The organism is Streptomyces sp. NH27 (assembly GCF_056859195.1).
The window spans coordinates 1-15209 of record NZ_JACEGK010000146.1 but is presented as its reverse complement, the minus strand read 5'-3'; the positions used below and the strand labels follow the sequence as shown (position 1 = coordinate 15209).

The window sequence follows — 15209 nt, the reverse complement described above, 5'->3', positions numbered from 1 at the left end:
CATCCGAGGAGAGAACCCATGACCTCCACGTTCGACACCTTCAAAGACCTCATCGGCGACGTCACGGACGACTACAAGAAGGCCGTCGACGAGTTCCTCGACCGCGACGACGATGACGACGACGACCGCGGCAGCCGGAAGTCCAAGAACAAGCGGAAGAGCGGCGGCGCCGACCTTTCGGCCCTGGCGAAGCTGCCCGGGCTCGCCGGGCTGCCACTGGGAACCGTGCAGGCCCTGGTGGACGCCGGCCCAGCCGCCCCGGCCCTGGCCGGCCTGATCGCGGGCGCCGCCAACCCGCTGGCCGCACTGGCGGGAGGAGCGGGCGCCACGAACCCGCTCGCCGCACTCGCCGGAGGAGCGGGCGCCACGAACCCGCTCGCCGCACTCGCCGGAGGAGCCGGAGCCGCGAACCCGCTCGCCGCACTCGCCGGAGGAGCCGGAGCCGCGAACCCGCTCGCCGCGCTTACGGGGGGTGGGCTGCCCGGTCTGGACGCCCTCGGCAGCATCGCCGGGGCCGCCGGCAGCACCGCGTCCCTCGCGGAGACCCTGCTGTCGCTCCCGGGCCAGATCGCCAAACTCACCGAGGCGGTCACCAAGTTGCTGGACGTGCTCCCGGGTGCGGCCACGGTCGCAGGTGCCCGTAAGGGCTGATCCTCCGGGTGCCCCCATCCGCCGGCCGAGGTACCGTCGGCCGGCGGATGGGCCTGCGTCCTCAACTGGCCACCCTTACCCGGGATCGGGACCGGAACCCCCACTCCAGAAGACGAGGCGCAACCGTATGGCGGGTGCCATCCGCAACCGGCTTCGTACGGTGACAGGGGTGTTGGGCGCCCTGGCGCTGAACGAAACCCGCAGAGCGACCCGCGAGCATCCGGACGCCGAGCGGCGCCGAGCCGTGGCAGTCAGAGAGGCGCTGGAGCAACTCGGCCCGTTCTACATCAAGTTGGGCCAGATGATGGCCACCCGGCCGGACCTGGCACCACCGGCACTGGCCGCCGAGCTGGAGCACCTGCACGACCAGGTGGAGCCGCTGCCGTTCTTCGAACTGGAGCCGGTGCTGGAGCGGGACCTCGGCCCGGACTGGAAGCTGCGCTTCGACGACCTCGACACCTTGAAGCCGCTCGGCACCGCCTCCGTCGCGCAGGTGCACCGGGCGACACTGTCGGACGGGCGGCCGGCGGTGGTGAAGATCCAGCGCCCCGGCATCCGGGAGTCGGTGGCCGCCGACATGGCGCTGATGCGCAGGGCCGCCCGGCTACTCGGCCGGGCCGCGCCGCGGTTCACCGCCGTGATGGACCTCGACGCGATGCTCGGCAGCCTCTTCGACGCGATGGAGCCCGAACTCGACTTCACCGGCGAGGCCGCGAACATGGACCGGGCCCGCGACTCGATCGGCTCGTACCGCACCCTGAGCGTGCCGGAGGTGGTGCACGCCACGCCCCGGGTGCTGGTGCAGTCGCTCGCCGACGGCGACTCGATCCGGCACGTCGACCGGGACGCGATCCCGGCGAAGCAGCGCGAGGAGATCTGCAAGGACCTGCTGCGGTTCATGTACCGCGGCTACTTCGTCGACCGCTTCTTCCACGCCGACCCGCACCCGGGGAACGTCTTCGTCTCCATGGAAGGCCGGGCCACCCTGATCGACTGGGGCATGGTCGGCCGGATCGACAAGCGCACCAGCATGCATCTGGCGCTGGTGCTGATGGCGATGGCCCGCAACGACGGTTACAGCCTGGCCAACGCCTGGACCTCGATGGGCCACGCCACGCCGTGGGCCGATCTGACCGGCTTCGCCTCGGACATGGCGTCGCTCACCCCCCGGCTGGCCGGCGCCAGCCTCGAACAGCTCAACTTCGGCGGCGCGCTCACCTCCGTACTGGAGAAGGCGTCCCGGCGCGGCATCGCCTCCGCGCCCTCCACCTCCCTGCTCGGCAAGTCCTTCGGCAACCTCGAAGGCTCGGTCCGCCACCTCTACCCTGACATCGTGGTGGGCGAGGTGTTCAAGAAGGAGGTCAACGGCATCCTGCGGCACATGCTCAGCGAGTACGCCTCCCCGCAGCAACTCGCCGCCAACATGACCGAGTTGCTTCTCGGCAGCACCGCCGCACTCGAACAGTGGCGCGCCGTCACCAACGACAGCGCCAACCGCGACCTCACCATCCGCATGCACGGCACCCGTCTCCCCCGCGCCCGCGGCGGCGGCCGCTCGCCCTCCCCCCAGACCATCCTCACCCTCACCGCCGCCGCCTACTTCCTCGGCCGCCGCGCCGGACCCCGCTGATCGAGGTGTCGGGGCGCCGGCACCGCCGTACCGCCGTACCGCCGTACCGCAAGCAGGCCCTACGCCCGGGCGCCGCGCCCGGCTCACCACGTCCGAGCGTCACGTCCAGCCCACACGCCCAACCCGCGCCCGCCTCCTACGACTTCGGCAACCGGTGCTTCACCTGGAGCGCGCGGACCCGGGCGCGGAGGGTCTCGACCTCCTCTGCCGCCCCCTGCTGCCGGCGGAGGTCGGCCAGCGCCACGAGCGTCGCGGTCTCCTCGGCAGGCGCCTGGATGCGCTCGGCGATGGCGAGGCTGTCCTGGAGGTGCCGTCCCGCCTGCGTGAGCCGGCCGGCCCGGTGTTCGGCGATGCCGAGGTCCCTGAGCGTCTCGGCCTCCTCGTGGACCGCGCCGATCTCTCGCGCGACGGCGAGCGCGGCCGTGTGGTGGCTGATCGACTCGTTGAACTGCCCGACGGCCTGCAAGGTCCGGCCGACGCCGTGCAGTGCGATGGCCTCGTTGCGCCGGTCGCCCACGCTGCGCAGCACGGGCAGCACCTCCCGGTACAGCGCGAGGGCTTCGTCCGGTTTCCCGGCGGCCAGCAGCGCGCCCGCCAGGTTCATCTGGAGCGTGGCGCAGTCCACCCGGCTGCCGACGTGGCGGGCGAGCCCGAGCGCCTGGCGGTAGGCGGTGTCGGCCTGTTCGAGGTCGCCGAGCCTGGTCCGGGTCTCCCCCAGGTTGTTGAGGGTGCGCCACTCGCCGCGCAGGTCCCCCACCTCCTGGAACTTGCGCAGCGCGTCGAGGAACACCGCCAGCGCCTGTTCGTGGTCGCCCATCTCCAGCAGCACGATGCCCAACCCGTTGAGGCTGCGCGCCTGTTGCAGCGCGGGGCCGTCCGCGCGCAGCACGAGGGCGGCACGGTGGTGGGCGACGGCCTGCGCGTACTGCCCGCTGGGCCAGGAGGAGATGCCGAGTTGGTGCAGCGCCTCCGCCTCGATCTCCGGGTCGGCGACCGCCCGGGCCTCGTCGAGTGCGGTGCGTGCGGCGTCGCTCGCTTCGTCGTACCGGCCGCGGTGGATGGACACCACGGCCAGGTCGATCAGCACGCACGCGTACGCGGTCCGGTCGTCGGTGTCCCGCCAGTACGCGACCGCCGCGCGCAGCACCAAGTCGGCGGTCGTCAGATACCCCTCGGTGTCCAGGAAACCGGCGAGGACGTGCGCGAGGACGGCGGTGTCCCGGGCCGGCCGGTGCGCACCGGACCAGGCCAGCGCGGCCAGCAGGTTGGGGCCTTCGGTGAGGAGCCACCGGCTCGGGTCGCCCCGGGTGCCCCAGGGCGCGGGGGCGGGCAGCGAGGTGGCGATCTCGACACGGCAGCGGAACGGGTACGCCTGGCGGTCGGCCAGGTCCGCCGTGGCCAGGTAGAAGTCGACGAGCCGTTCGAGCGCCGCCCGTGTCTCCTCGGGCCCGTCCTCGGCGGCGGCCAGGCCCTGGGCGTAGTCGCGCAGCAGGTCGTGCAACCGGTAGCGGTGCGCGGTGGGCTCCTGGAGCAGGTGGCAACCGAGCAGGCCCTCCAGGGCGCGGTCGGTGTCCTCGACGGACAGCCCGCTGAGCGCGGCGGCCGCGTGCGGGCCCACCTCGGGGCCCAGGTGCGCGCCCAGGCGACGGAAGACCATCCGCTGGAGCGGCGTCAGCGGCCGGTACGACACCTCGAACGCGCGGGTCAGTTCACGTCGGCCGTCGCGGATCTGGGGGAGGCGGCTACTGGACCTGGTCAGGGCGTCCACGAGTTCCGCCGCGCGCCAGGCCGGCCGGGACAGGAAGCGGCTCGCCACGAGTTCGATCGCGAGCGGCAGGAATCCGCACAGCCGGACGATCTGCGCGGTCGCGTCGGCGGTCGGCGCCCGCTCGGCCCCGACCCGGTGCCGGAACATGTCGACCGCGTCGCGCAGCGGCATGACATCGACGGTCACCGGCCGCACGCCGGGGATCTCGGTGAGCCGGTGCCGGCTGGTGAGGATGACGAGCGACGGCGACGCCCAGGGCAGCAGCGGCCGCGCCTGGTCGGCGTCGGCGACGTTGTCGAGGACCACGATCGCCCGGCGGTTCGCCATCGCGGTGTGCCACACCGCGGTCAGCGCGTCGCGGTGCTGCGGGAGGCTCGCGGCGGGGACGCCCGACAGGTGCAGCAACTCGGTCAGCGCCTCCGTGACCGGCATCGCACCGGTGTCCGCGCCGCCGCGCAGGTCCAGGAAGACGCAGCCGTCGGGATAGCTGCCGCTCAGCCGGTGGGCGACGTGGACGGCGAGCGAGGTCTTGCCGACTCCCGGCATGCCGTCCACCGCTTCGAGCGCGACCACCGCGGCCGTGCCGCGCGGCGCGTCGATGCCGGTGGTCAGCCGGTGTATCTCGGCCGCGCGGCCGACCAGTTCGATGTCGTGCGGCAGGTTGTCGGTGCGGTCGGGTTCCGGCGCGGCGGGCGGCTCGGCGGTCCCTCCCGGCCCGGGGGGCAGCAGTTCGGCGACCGGGACCCTGCTCAGGATGCCCTGCTGGACGGCCTGTAATCGCTCGCCGGGGGCGGTGTCGAACTCCCGTACCAGCCGGCCCAGGAAGTGGTGCAGCGCCTCGGCCGCCTCGACCGCGCGGCCGGTGCCGTACAGCGCGACGGAAAGCAGTTCCACCAGCGCCTCGTTGGTGGGGTGTGCTTCGGTCAGGGACGTCAGGCGCGGTACCAGGTCCTCGTACTGGCCGAGCCGCAGGGCGACGCCGGCGTGGAGCAGGCCCGCGTCCACCGCCTTCTCGTCCATCGCGGCGCGGATGTTCGCGGCCCAGACGCCGGGCAGGCCCGCCAGGGGTTCGCCGCGCTGGAGCTCCTCTGCCCGCCGGAGCAGGTGCAGTGCCTCGCGGCCGTCACCGCGGTGGGCGACCGCGTGCGCCTGGTCGACCAGGCCGACGTACCGGTGCAGGTCGACGGCCGCCCGGTCGGCCCGCAGGATGTAGGTGTGCGTGTGGCGCTCCAGCACGGGCGCGGCCGGTCCGGCGACGGTCTCCAGCGCCCGGCGGATGCGGGACACGTAGACGTACAGGGCGTCGCGGGGCTTGCCCGGGGGGCTGTCGTCCCAGACCAGGTGAACGAGCCGGTCCACGCTGACGGCGCGGCCCACGTCCCAGGCCAGCGCGGCCAGCACGGTCCGTTCCTTGGTCGATCCGAGGGCGGTCGTGTGCTCCCCGGCAGACAGCTCCACCGGCCCCAGGACGCGTATCTGGAACTCCATCAGTGTCTCCCACCGGACGGTTCCGCAGTACGGGGCGGCACGCCGCCGACCGGGCCGGCGGACCCGCGCACGCCGCGACTCAAAGCGGGCTGTTCTGCCGTCCGAGAAGCCCCCATACCGCAATTGCAGGGTATTCCTTGAAGGGAGACCGCGGAACGGGACGTCCGATGCGGGCGCCCTCGGTGCCGCGCTGGGCCGTTGTCGGTGAGGGGCGGGGAAGCATGCGGGACGAGGGTGTGGCCGAGGCTCTGTTATCGGCCAAGTTTTCTGATATCGCCGGGCACGGCTCGGCCGCCTGGCAGGAGCTCGCGCAACTGGTGGAGGCCGCGGCCGCGACCGATCCGGAGCTCGCCGCGGCATGGCACGACCTGCGGGCGGACACCACCGGGGCCGGCGACGCCGCCGCGTCGGCGACTCTACGCGACCGCGCCGCCGCTCTCGCCACCCGCGCGGCGCTCAACGGCCCGCTGCTGGAACGGCTTCGCCAGTGGATGGCGCGGTTTCCGGCGGCGGGCGGGGGCGTCGATGTGGTCGCCAATGCTTTGGGCGGCCACGCGCAAGTGCACGGCCCGGTCGTCCAGGCACGGGACATCACCGGCGGAATCCACGTCCACCAGGTCCAGCAGCCCGCCGCACCCCGGCCTCCGGTGCCCCGCCAACTCCTTCCCGTTCCGGCGCACTTCACGGACCGCCGGCAGGACCTGCGGGTGCTGGACGAGTTGCGGGACGGACGCGAACCGGGCGTGGCCCAGGTGATCGTGGTCAGCGGCCAGGCCGGCGTCGGCAAGACCGCACTGGCCTCGCGGTGGCTCGGGGCACGCGAAACCGAGTTCCCCGACGGCCAGTTGTACGTGGATCTGGGCGGCGGTGCGCCCGGTGATCCGGCGAGCCCGACGGAGGTGCTGGGGTACCTGCTGCGCGCGTTCGGCGCGACGGGGGAGCCGACCGGCCTCGCCGAACGCGCCGCCCTGTGGCGCTCGGTCACCGCGGCCCGTAGGTTCGCCGTCATGGTGGACAACGCGCTGACCGCCGCGGATGTGCGTGTCCTGCTGCCCAGCGCGCCCGGCAGTCTCGTGCTGGCCACCAGTCGGCACCGGCTGACCGGACTCGCCGTGGACGGGGCGGGGTTCTGCCGGCTCGGGGTGCTCGACGCGCGGGCGGCGCAGGAGTTGTTCACCCGGGGCACGGGCCGGGCCCGGGCGGAGCGCGAGCCGTCGGCGGTGCGGGAGATCGTCGCGCTGTGCGCCGGACTGCCGTTGGCGATACGGCTCGCCGCGGCGCGGCTGGCCGCGCGCCCGGACCAGCCGGTGGCGTCGCTGCGCGACGCGCTGACGGCCGGCGCGGGGCTGCTGGGCGAATTACGAGCGGAGGGAACCGACACCGTGCAGATGGTCCTCGACGCGTCCTACCAGGCGCTGCGACCGGACGCGGCCCACCTCTACCGCTGCCTGGGCCTGCTGCCCGCCGCGCTGTTCGACCCGCCGCCGGCCGCCGCCGCGGCGGGGATCTCCGCCGCCGAGGCCGAGCGGATGATCGAGGTGCTGGTGGAGGCGAACCTCCTGGAACCGGCAAAGGCCGGTCTGCTCCGCTTCCACCCCCTGGTGCGGCTGCACGCCGCCCAGCGGGCGGAGGCGGAGGAGACCGCGTCGGCCCGCGCGGACACGCTGCGCCGCTACGCGGACTGGTGTCTTGCCATGGCCACGCACGCCGAGGAGTTGCTCACCCCCAGCCACCGCACCCTCCCGCGCGTGTACCGCTTCCCGGCCCAGGTGGCCGGGGCGTTCGCCGACGAGAGTGCGGCCCTCGTCTGGCTGGAGACCCACCGCGAGGCCCTCACGTCCACCGTGCACCTGGCGGCCCGGGAGCAGTGGCACGCCACCGCGTGGCAACTCGCCGACGCCCTCTGGCCGATGTTCCTGCGGCTGCGGCTGTACGACTCGTGGACGGCGGCCTACCGGACCGGGCTCGACGCCGCACGCCTCGACCATGACACCGCGGGGCAGGCGCGCATGCTCACCTCGGGAGGAATCGGCCTGCGCAGCGCCGGTCGTTACGAGGAGGCGGCGGAGTGGTTCTCCCAGGCCCTCGACCTCGCCCGGTCCGAGGGCGATCCGCGCGACGAGGCACAGGCGTTGAGCGGGCTCGGCAGTTCCTACCGGGGCGCGGGAGATCTCGACCGGGCCGCGGTGGCGTACGAACGCGCCCTCGTGCTGCGGGAGTCGGTGGGCTACCACCGCGGCGCGGCGCTGTCCCGGCTGCGTCTCGGCGAACTCGCTTTGGAACGTCGCGCGTTCGAGACGGCGGTGGACCTTCTCGGACGCGCGCAACGGGAGTTGACGGAAGAACACGACCCCTACGACGCGGCGCGGGCCAGGGCCCTTTTCGGGTTCGCCCTGGCACAGGCCGGTCGGCGCGAGGAGGGCGAACGGGAACTGCGGCTCGCACTGGCCGAGTTCGACACCGCCGGGTCCGCGTTCTGGCGGGCCAGGACCCTGGAAATGCTCGGCCAACTTGCCGCGAAGGAAGACGACTTGGCCGCGGCGCGGCAGCAGTACGAGGACGCGCTGCGGATCTACGCCTCCGTCAGCCCGGTCGACGCCGAACGGACGGAAGGGCGACTTCGGGAGCTGGAACCCGAAGACGCCCCGCCGTGAGGCCGGTTCACGGCTGCGCGAGCAAGCTCACGCCAGGAGCCGGTTGCCGGCCGTCACGTCCGCCGAGCCGGCGGGGGCCGGCCGCAGCCGGACCCGGCCGGCCCACAGCGCCCGCGGTCCGGCGGGCGCCGAAAGGCCGATCGCTGCCAGGTCGGCCCACGCCCCACCGAGGACGAGCTCCGTGTGCAGGTACGACGCGGCCACCGCGTAGTCCGCGGCGGTCGGCCGCCGACGATCGTCCTCCGGGGCCACGCTCACCCGTCCACCGTCGCGGGCCCCCACGACGCAGTCGCCGTCGGTCGTGGGCACCGCCACCACCAGGCAACCGGGGAACCGCGCCAGCACCTCGTCCACCCGACGCAGCGCCGCACCGGGCGGGTGGGCGCGGCCGAGCCTGAGCACGTCCGCCCGTGCGGGCCACGGCGAGTCCGCCACCAGGTCCGCGCTCACGTGCTCGTCGACGACGTCGCCCGCGAGGCGCCACCCGCCGCGCGGCAGCCGGCGGACGGTGACGAGCGGGCACGCGGCCCCGCCGACGACGACCAGCTCGACCGGTCCGCGCGCGTTCCTCGAGCCCTGCCGCCGGCGCACCGAGACGACCGTACGACGCGGCGTCATGCCGCCTCTCCCAACGTGTCCGTCGTCCACCGGTCGAGCGGCGCGGGCGCCGGGACCGGCGTGGGCGGCACCGGGTACGCGGGCCGCCCGATGCCCAACAGCCCGTAGACGAGGGCGCGGACGCGCCGATTGAACTGGCCCGGCTCCGAGGAGAGCCGGGCCGCTATCGCCGCGTAGTCCTCGCGCCGGTATTCCTCCGCCGCGTACTGCAGTTGCTCCTCCAGCGGACGGCACGCGGACAGCGCCGGGGCGACCCGGGCGAGGGCGGCGGCCGGTGACGCGTGGTGGACCCGGTCGTGGGGGTAGCGGGCCAGCAGGATCGGCGCCGACGTGAGGGTGGCGTAGGACGTGAGCGAGCCGTGGTCGCCCAGGACCCAGTCCGCCGAGGCCAGCAGCGCCCGCCAGTCGACCTCCGGCGGCACCAGCGCGACGCCCCTGCGGCGGTACTCCGACAGCCACGCGTGCACCTGCCACCAGCCGTGCCCCGCCCAGATGTTGGGGTGGCTGAGGACCGCCACCCGGTAGCGCCGCCGCGGCAACTCGCCGAGCAGGCGCGGCAGCAGTTCGTCCAGCGCGGCGAAGGACGCGCCCAGCCCCCATGTGCTGCTGACCACCACGAGTTGCTGCCCGGCGCGGAGCCCGAGCGCGGCCCGGTACTCCTCCCGGTGCGGCACGCTCGCCGTGAGCCGGTCGTATGCCGGGTCGCCCACCACCGTGGCCACAGGCACGCCTTCGGGGCAGTTCCGGGCGAGCGTCGCCAGGTCGTCGCGGTGGGCCAGAGCCACCGCGGCGGGGATCACCCGCCCGTCCCGGGTGAGGTTGTCCCGGCTGAGCATGCCGGGCGGCCGCTCCTGACCGGGCCGGCCGTTCCATACCCTTTGCACCTTGATCTGACCGGCGCCGTGCGACAGCAGGACGAGCGGCGCGCGGACCTGGTCGATGTGCTCCCAGCCCGCCGCGAGCGCCAGGTCGAACTCGCACCGCACCGCCTGCTCCCACGGGATCACCGGTGCGCCGAGCCGGCGCAGGAACCGCATCACACCCTCGCTGAAGGCGTGCGGCGCCACGGTGAAGAACACCTGGACCCTCCGGTCCGAATGGAACACCGGAATGACATCCGAAAGCCGCTGACCGTAGGTCAACGTCGATACGATCAGCAGTACTTTCTTGCAGCCGCGAACCGTCATCCACTGTTCGCGTTCCCAATCCACCGGCCTTTCCGGGCCGATCTCGGCACGCATAGAAACTCCCCCTCCGCCTGCCCGCACTCCGTGATCCGGGCGACTCGACCCCACCCGCGCCGACGGTTTCGGCGCACCTGGTTCGGGCCGTGTCGGGGAATTACCCGAGCGGTGCGGAGGATTCCTTGCAGGGAGCTTGCAGCGGCCTTGACGTACGGGTGGAGGGCGCCCGCTCCACCCGGCCGGCGGGGCCGGAACCGCGGGACGGTGGTTGTCCAAGTCGGCTCCGCACAGCGGCCGGTGTGCGCAGTACGCGCAACTACGCACCCCAGGTCGCGCATGGCCTGCGCCGCACAAGCAGTACCGAACCATCCGGTCCCATACGGTAAGCTCTCTGCAACCTGGGCGACTCCAGTCGATCACACGTGGGCGCGCTCACGCCATGCCCACTCCCACCGCCGGCCAGCGAAATCCCTTGATCCAATCGGAAGACGCGCCGGCCGTGGACGTGATCGAATTACGGGTGACCGAACCGTTTATTGCCCGTAGGGAACAATTTCCGTGAACAAGCAAGTCCTTGCGCCGCGCCACCTGCTCGTGTCCGCCGTTCTTTCCGGCGTGATCTCCGTGGCATCGTTCTCCGCGACAGCGGAAGCCGCGACCCCGGAAGCCGCGACCCCGCCCGCGACAGCGAAAGCCTCGGCCCCGCCCGCGATGGCGATGGCGATATCGCCGGACGTCTGCATGTCGTACTGAACCGGCACGCACCGTTCGTTGATCGACTCCGGTGGGAGGGGGCACGGCGCCCCCTCCCACCGTCCTCGTTACAGCGTCACCGTGAAGTGCCAGTGGCCCGCGGCGACCGCGTACTGGGCCGTGCCGTGGTCGGCGCGCAACAGGTGGGCGCCCGGGGCGGGGTGGAGGTTGCGGGCCGGGTGGCCGAGGAGGGGGACGGTGACCGTGGCGGAGGCGTTCGCGGGGATCGTGACGTCGAGCGCGAAGGTGTGCGCGGTACGGGTCCAGGTCGAGGCGACCCGGCCGCGAACGGTCTCGACCGAGGCGGAGACGTGGGTCAGACCGGTCGGCGCCTGGGGCGCCACCGCGATGGTGCCGTAGCCCGCGCTCGTCGCGCTGATCCCGCCGAGCACCGAGGTGAGGGAGGCGTTGATGCCGCTGAACATGGCATGGTCGTGGGATTCCATACTGGAGTCGTAGGTCCACTCCTCCCAGTCGGTGGTGGCGCCCTGGGCGATTTCGTACCCGAAGCCGGGGTACGACTTCTGGTCCAGGACGCTCGTCGCGAGGTCGGTGCGGCCGATGGCGGTGAGCGCGTCCATGAGGTAGCGGGTGCCGAAGATGCCGGTGTCCAGGTGGCCCTGGTTGGTGACGGTGATGGTGTGGACGAGCTGGTCGCCGACGGCGGTGAGGTCGGCGGCGGGCACCATGCCGAAGGCGAGCGGCAGGATGCTGGTGGTCTGGCGGCCGTCGGCGTAGCCGTTGCGCGCGGAGTTGAGGAACGCCGCGTTGAACGCGTCCTTGATGTCCGAGGCGAGGCCAGTGAAGTGCGTGGCGCCGGCGGTGTCGCCGAGCGCCTTGGCCGCCAGCGCGGTGTCGGACGCCTGGAGGTAGGACAGCGCGGTGTTGACCAGTGAGACCTCGCTGGTGCAGTCGCCGACGCCGGGGCTGCCGAGACCGCCGTTGACGCCGGGACCGTAGACCGGCGGGCACCAGTCGCCGAAGCCGTGGTCGGCCGGCCAGATGTGCCCGGGGACGTCGGTCGCGTTCTTGTCGACGAACGCCTTCATCGCCGGGTACATCGCGGCGAGCGTGGCCTTGTCGCCGTACTGGAGGTAGAGCGTCCAGGCCAGCGAGATCTGGTCACCGCCCATGTCCGGGTTCTGCGCGTTGCCGGCGTCGTGGGGAAGCGCGGTGCCCGGCGGCATGTCGCGCAGGTAGCTCGCGTAGAAGCGGTCCATCGCGAACTCGGCGGTGGACGCGTCGTGGTACGCCTGCACGTCCATACCGGGAGGCGTGCGCTCGTCACGGACCGGGTTGTCGGTGGGCAGGCTCATGGAGTTGTTCAGGATGGTGCGCTGGTTGTTCTGCCAGATCCGGTTGAGCGTCGGGTCGGAGGAGTTGAAGTCGGCGGTGGACGCCACGTCCGCGTGCACGACCCGGCCCGAGATCGAGTCGAGGGTGGGCCTGCCCGGGAAGCCGGTGACCTCCACGTAGCGGAAGCCGTGATACGTGAACCGGGGTTCGTACGTCTCGGTGCGGCCGGTGCCGGCCAGCGTGTAGCGGTCGGTGGCGGCGGCGCTGCGGTTGGTCCTGGTGTCGAGCATGCCGTCGGCGCCGACCTCCTCCGCGGTGCGCATCCGTACGGTGGCGCCGGCCGCGCCCTTCACCCGCAGTTGCTCCCAGCCCGCGATGTTCTGCCCCAAGTCGTAGACGTAGACGCCGGGTTGGGGTTGCGTCAGCCGTACCGGGCGCAGCGTCCGCGTCACCCGCACCGGCGGGACGTCGTCGGCGACGAGGCTGCCGCCCGGCGCGGCCACCGTGGTCACCGGGTGCTCGCCCGCGGCCGAGGTGTCGAACCCGGGGCTGTCCCAGCCCGGTTGGGCCTGGCGTGCGTCGTAGGTCTCGCCGCCGTACATGTCGTCGGCGGTGATCGGGCCGTTCGACCAGGTCCAGCCGGAGCCGGTGGTGACCGCCTGGCGGGTGCCGTCGGCGTAGGTGACCTCCAGCAGCATCGTCGCCTGCTTCGGGCCGAGCCACCGGAAGCCGTACGGGCTGAACTGCGGCCCGTAGCCGTTGCCGAGCCAGATCCCGACCGCGTTGGCGCCGGAGCGCAGTTGCGAGGTCACGTCGTAGGTCCGGTACAGGGCCCGCTGGTCGTACGGGGTGTTGGCGGGGCTGAGGACGTCGTCGCCGATCTTGCGGCCGTTGACGTGGAGTTCGTACAGGCCCAGGCCGTCCACGTACGCGCGGGCCCGGGCGATCTTCTTGCCGCCGAGCGTGAACTCGTGTCGCAGCATCGGGGCGGCGGAGCTGGTGTCGAGCAGCTCGACGCCGGAGTTCGGCTCCAACTGCCCGTCGCTGACCCGTGCTTGCGGGAAGGAGGGGTCGGGGTCGGCGGCGAAGTCGTCGGAGAAGAGCGAGTTGCCGTCGAGGCCGTGGACGGCGAGCGCGCCGTAGAGCGAGTCCTCGGTCGAGTCGCCGACCCGGAAGCCGATCGTGCCCTTGGTGAAGGTGTGGTCGGTGAGGGTGTTCACCAGGGTGCCGTCGATCCAGGTGCTGATCGTCGGACCGTCGGCCTCGATCCTCAAGTGGTGTTTGTCGCCGACGTTCTGCTGCGTGATCACCTGGCTGACGTCGACGTCGGGCACGATGTGGCCGAAGGAACCGCCCACTTCGAGGTGCGGGCGCAGCATGACCTTGCCCGGGTCGACCTCGGAGTTGACCTGCCACATGTACAGGTCGTTCGCGTCCTGCGCGCGGAAGAGCACGCTCGCGGCGCCCTTGCGGATGGTGAAGTCCACGTCCAGATCGAAGTCCGACCAGCTGCCCTGCCCGGCGGTGTCCGGGCTGATCCACTGCGCGCCCTGCCAGTCGGCCGCGTCGAGCAGTCCCGTCTCCCACCACGTGGCCGGCGCCCAGCCGGACCCGGCGCCCCGGCCGTCCCACACCTGCACCGTCCAGGCGTAGCGCTGCGAGGAGCGCAGCGCCGGGCCGCCGTAGGGGACGCCCACGGACGTGCTCGACGCGACCTTGCCGCTGTCCCACACGTCGGCGCGCCCGGGCGCGAGCCGGTCCGGCGTGCTCGCCACCAGAATCCGGGACGCGGGCTGCCGCGCGCCGGTCACCGGCGAGCCCAACTGCCAGCTCAGGCTGGGGTGTACGTCGTCGATCCCCAACGGGTGTGTCGTGTAGTCGGCTTGGAGGTCCGTCACCTTCAGCCGGGGCGAGGCTGCCGCGTGGGCGCCGGTGGCCGGCAGGAACAGTGCCAGTACGGCGCAGAGCAGCGCCGCCACTGCGCCCCGGCCGCGGCGGCCCCGGGTCCAGGCCCGGGGTCTGGTCTGGCCGGTGGCCGAAGCCGCTTCCGGCTTCTGTGTTGACGGCGACACTGCGGCACCTCCGGGGGCGAGCGGCGAGGCCGAACGATGATTGAATCGATTCAAGCCTCGTGTACGTCGGCGACGTTACATCAGGCCCCTCGGCGCGTACAGGGGTGTCACCGAGGTGAGCGGCGCTGCCACCTGCGGCCCGACGGCGGCGGCCGCAGCTCATCGTGCCCTCACATGGCGGGGTTGAGCACGCACAGCATCGCCGATCTCAACTGTTTCTCGACCTGTGTCGGCGGCCTCGGCTAGATTCCTGACGTGGACCCGCTCACCATCGAAGACCCTGCGCGCATAGGCCCCTACCGCCTCATCGCCCGTCTCGGCGCCGGCGGCATGGGCCTGGTCTACCTCGGCCGTTCCGAGGTCGGCCGCACGGTCGCGGTCAAGGTCGTACAGGCCCAGTACGCCGCGCAGGCCGAGTTCCGCAAGCGCTTCGCCCGCGAGGTGGCGGCTGCCCGGCGGGTGGGCGGGAGTTGGACGGCGGACGTCCTCGACGCCGACACCGAGGCCGAAGTGCCCTGGGTGGCCACCCAGTACGTCCCCGGGCCGGACCTGACGACGGTCGTCGCCGAGGACTTCGGCCCACTGCCCGAGCACTCGGTTCGCATCCTCGCCAACCGCCTCGCCCTCGCGCTGCAAGCCGTGCACGAGGCGAGTCTGATCCACCGCGACCTCAAGCCGTCCAATGTCCTGGTGACCGTGGACGGGCCGCGGGTCATCGACTTCGGCATCGCACGCGCGATGGACAGCCTGACCGGCGACAGCCTGCACACCCGCACCGGCATGCTGATCGGCTCCCCCGGCTTCATGTCCCCGGAACAGGTCCGGGGCCTCGAACTCACCCCCGCCAGCGACGTCTTCTGCCTCGGCGCGCTCCTCGTGTACGCCGCCACCGGACGCCTCCTCTTCGGCGCCACCGACAGCGGCCTCAACGCCCACCTCTTCCGGATCGCCGAGGACGAACCCGACCTGACCGGCGTGCCGGAGTCCCTCGTCGACCTCGTACGCGCCTGCCTGGACAAGGATCCGGCCAATCGGCCCACCCCGGCGCAGATCTCCGCCCGCACCGACGCGGACGAGGCCGGCGTATGGCTGCCC

At 72.7% G+C, this 15209-nt stretch carries 8 protein-coding genes and 2 pseudogenes; 5 read left to right on the top strand and 5 right to left on the bottom strand.

The window, feature by feature from the left end; genetic code table 11:
- Positions 1–18: 18 nt before the first annotated feature.
- Entirely contained in the window at positions 19–651 is a 633-nt protein-coding gene (locus AC13HU_RS14515) for a hypothetical protein (protein ID WP_483042259.1), read from the top strand.
- A 169-nt stretch (positions 652–820) separates the two neighbouring features.
- The gene (locus AC13HU_RS14510) at positions 821–2281 is read left to right on the top strand and encodes an ABC1 kinase family protein (RefSeq protein ID WP_483042258.1); all 1461 of its coding nucleotides are present in this window, start codon (positions 821–823) and stop codon (positions 2279–2281) included.
- Between the two features lie 136 nt (positions 2282–2417).
- Here AC13HU_RS14510 and AC13HU_RS14505 read toward each other — a convergent pair whose 3' ends face one another.
- The gene (locus tag AC13HU_RS14505; protein ID WP_483042257.1) at positions 2418–5537 is read right to left on the bottom strand and encodes an AfsR/SARP family transcriptional regulator; all 3120 of its coding nucleotides are present in this window, start codon (positions 5535–5537) and stop codon (positions 2418–2420) included.
- A gap of 221 nt (positions 5538–5758) precedes the next feature.
- On the opposite strand from AC13HU_RS14505, the gene AC13HU_RS14500 reads away from it, so the two are divergent.
- Positions 5759–8191, top strand: coding sequence for a tetratricopeptide repeat protein (locus tag AC13HU_RS14500; RefSeq protein ID WP_483042256.1), 2433 nt, complete (start codon positions 5759–5761; stop codon positions 8189–8191).
- Between the two features lie 27 nt (positions 8192–8218).
- Here AC13HU_RS14500 and AC13HU_RS14495 read toward each other — a convergent pair whose 3' ends face one another.
- Complete coding sequence (locus tag AC13HU_RS14495; protein WP_483042255.1) at positions 8219–8809, bottom strand: hypothetical protein; 591 nt, start codon at positions 8807–8809, stop codon at positions 8219–8221.
- Positions 8806–9888: a hypothetical protein gene (locus tag AC13HU_RS14490; protein WP_483042254.1), complete on the bottom strand. Its 1083-nt coding sequence runs from the start codon at positions 9886–9888 to the stop codon at positions 8806–8808. The genes AC13HU_RS14495 and AC13HU_RS14490 overlap by 4 nt, the downstream gene beginning before the upstream one ends.
- A 663-nt stretch (positions 9889–10551) precedes the next feature.
- Between AC13HU_RS14490 and AC13HU_RS14485 the strand changes: the two genes are divergently transcribed.
- Positions 10552–10746 carry a hypothetical protein gene (locus tag AC13HU_RS14485; protein ID WP_483042253.1) on the top strand — a complete coding sequence of 65 codons (195 nt, stop codon included), beginning with the start codon at positions 10552–10554 and terminating at the stop codon, positions 10744–10746.
- A 68-nt stretch (positions 10747–10814) separates the two neighbouring features.
- On the opposite strand, the pseudogene AC13HU_RS14480 reads toward AC13HU_RS14485, so the two are convergent.
- Positions 10815–13046, bottom strand: a pseudogene (locus AC13HU_RS14480) (family 78 glycoside hydrolase catalytic domain); the annotation flags it as partial.
- A 171-nt stretch (positions 13047–13217) separates the two neighbouring features.
- Positions 13218–13940, bottom strand: a pseudogene (locus AC13HU_RS14475) (glycoside hydrolase family 78 protein); the annotation flags it as partial.
- Between the two features lie 429 nt (positions 13941–14369).
- On the opposite strand from AC13HU_RS14475, the gene AC13HU_RS14470 reads away from it, so the two are divergent.
- Positions 14370–15209 (top strand): serine/threonine-protein kinase (locus AC13HU_RS14470; protein WP_483042252.1); only part of this gene is annotated, 840 nt, incomplete at its 3' end.

Coding starts and splice junctions, on each gene's coding strand:
- AC13HU_RS14515 (WP_483042259.1), top strand. CDS start 19: ATGACCTCCACGTTCGACACCTTCAAAGACCTCATCGGCGACGTCACG.
- AC13HU_RS14505 (WP_483042257.1), bottom strand. CDS start 5,537: ATGGAGTTCCAGATACGCGTCCTGGGGCCGGTGGAGCTGTCTGCCGGG.
- AC13HU_RS14500 (WP_483042256.1), top strand. CDS start 5,759: ATGCGGGACGAGGGTGTGGCCGAGGCTCTGTTATCGGCCAAGTTTTCT.
- AC13HU_RS14495 (WP_483042255.1), bottom strand. CDS start 8,809: ATGACGCCGCGTCGTACGGTCGTCTCGGTGCGCCGGCGGCAGGGCTCG.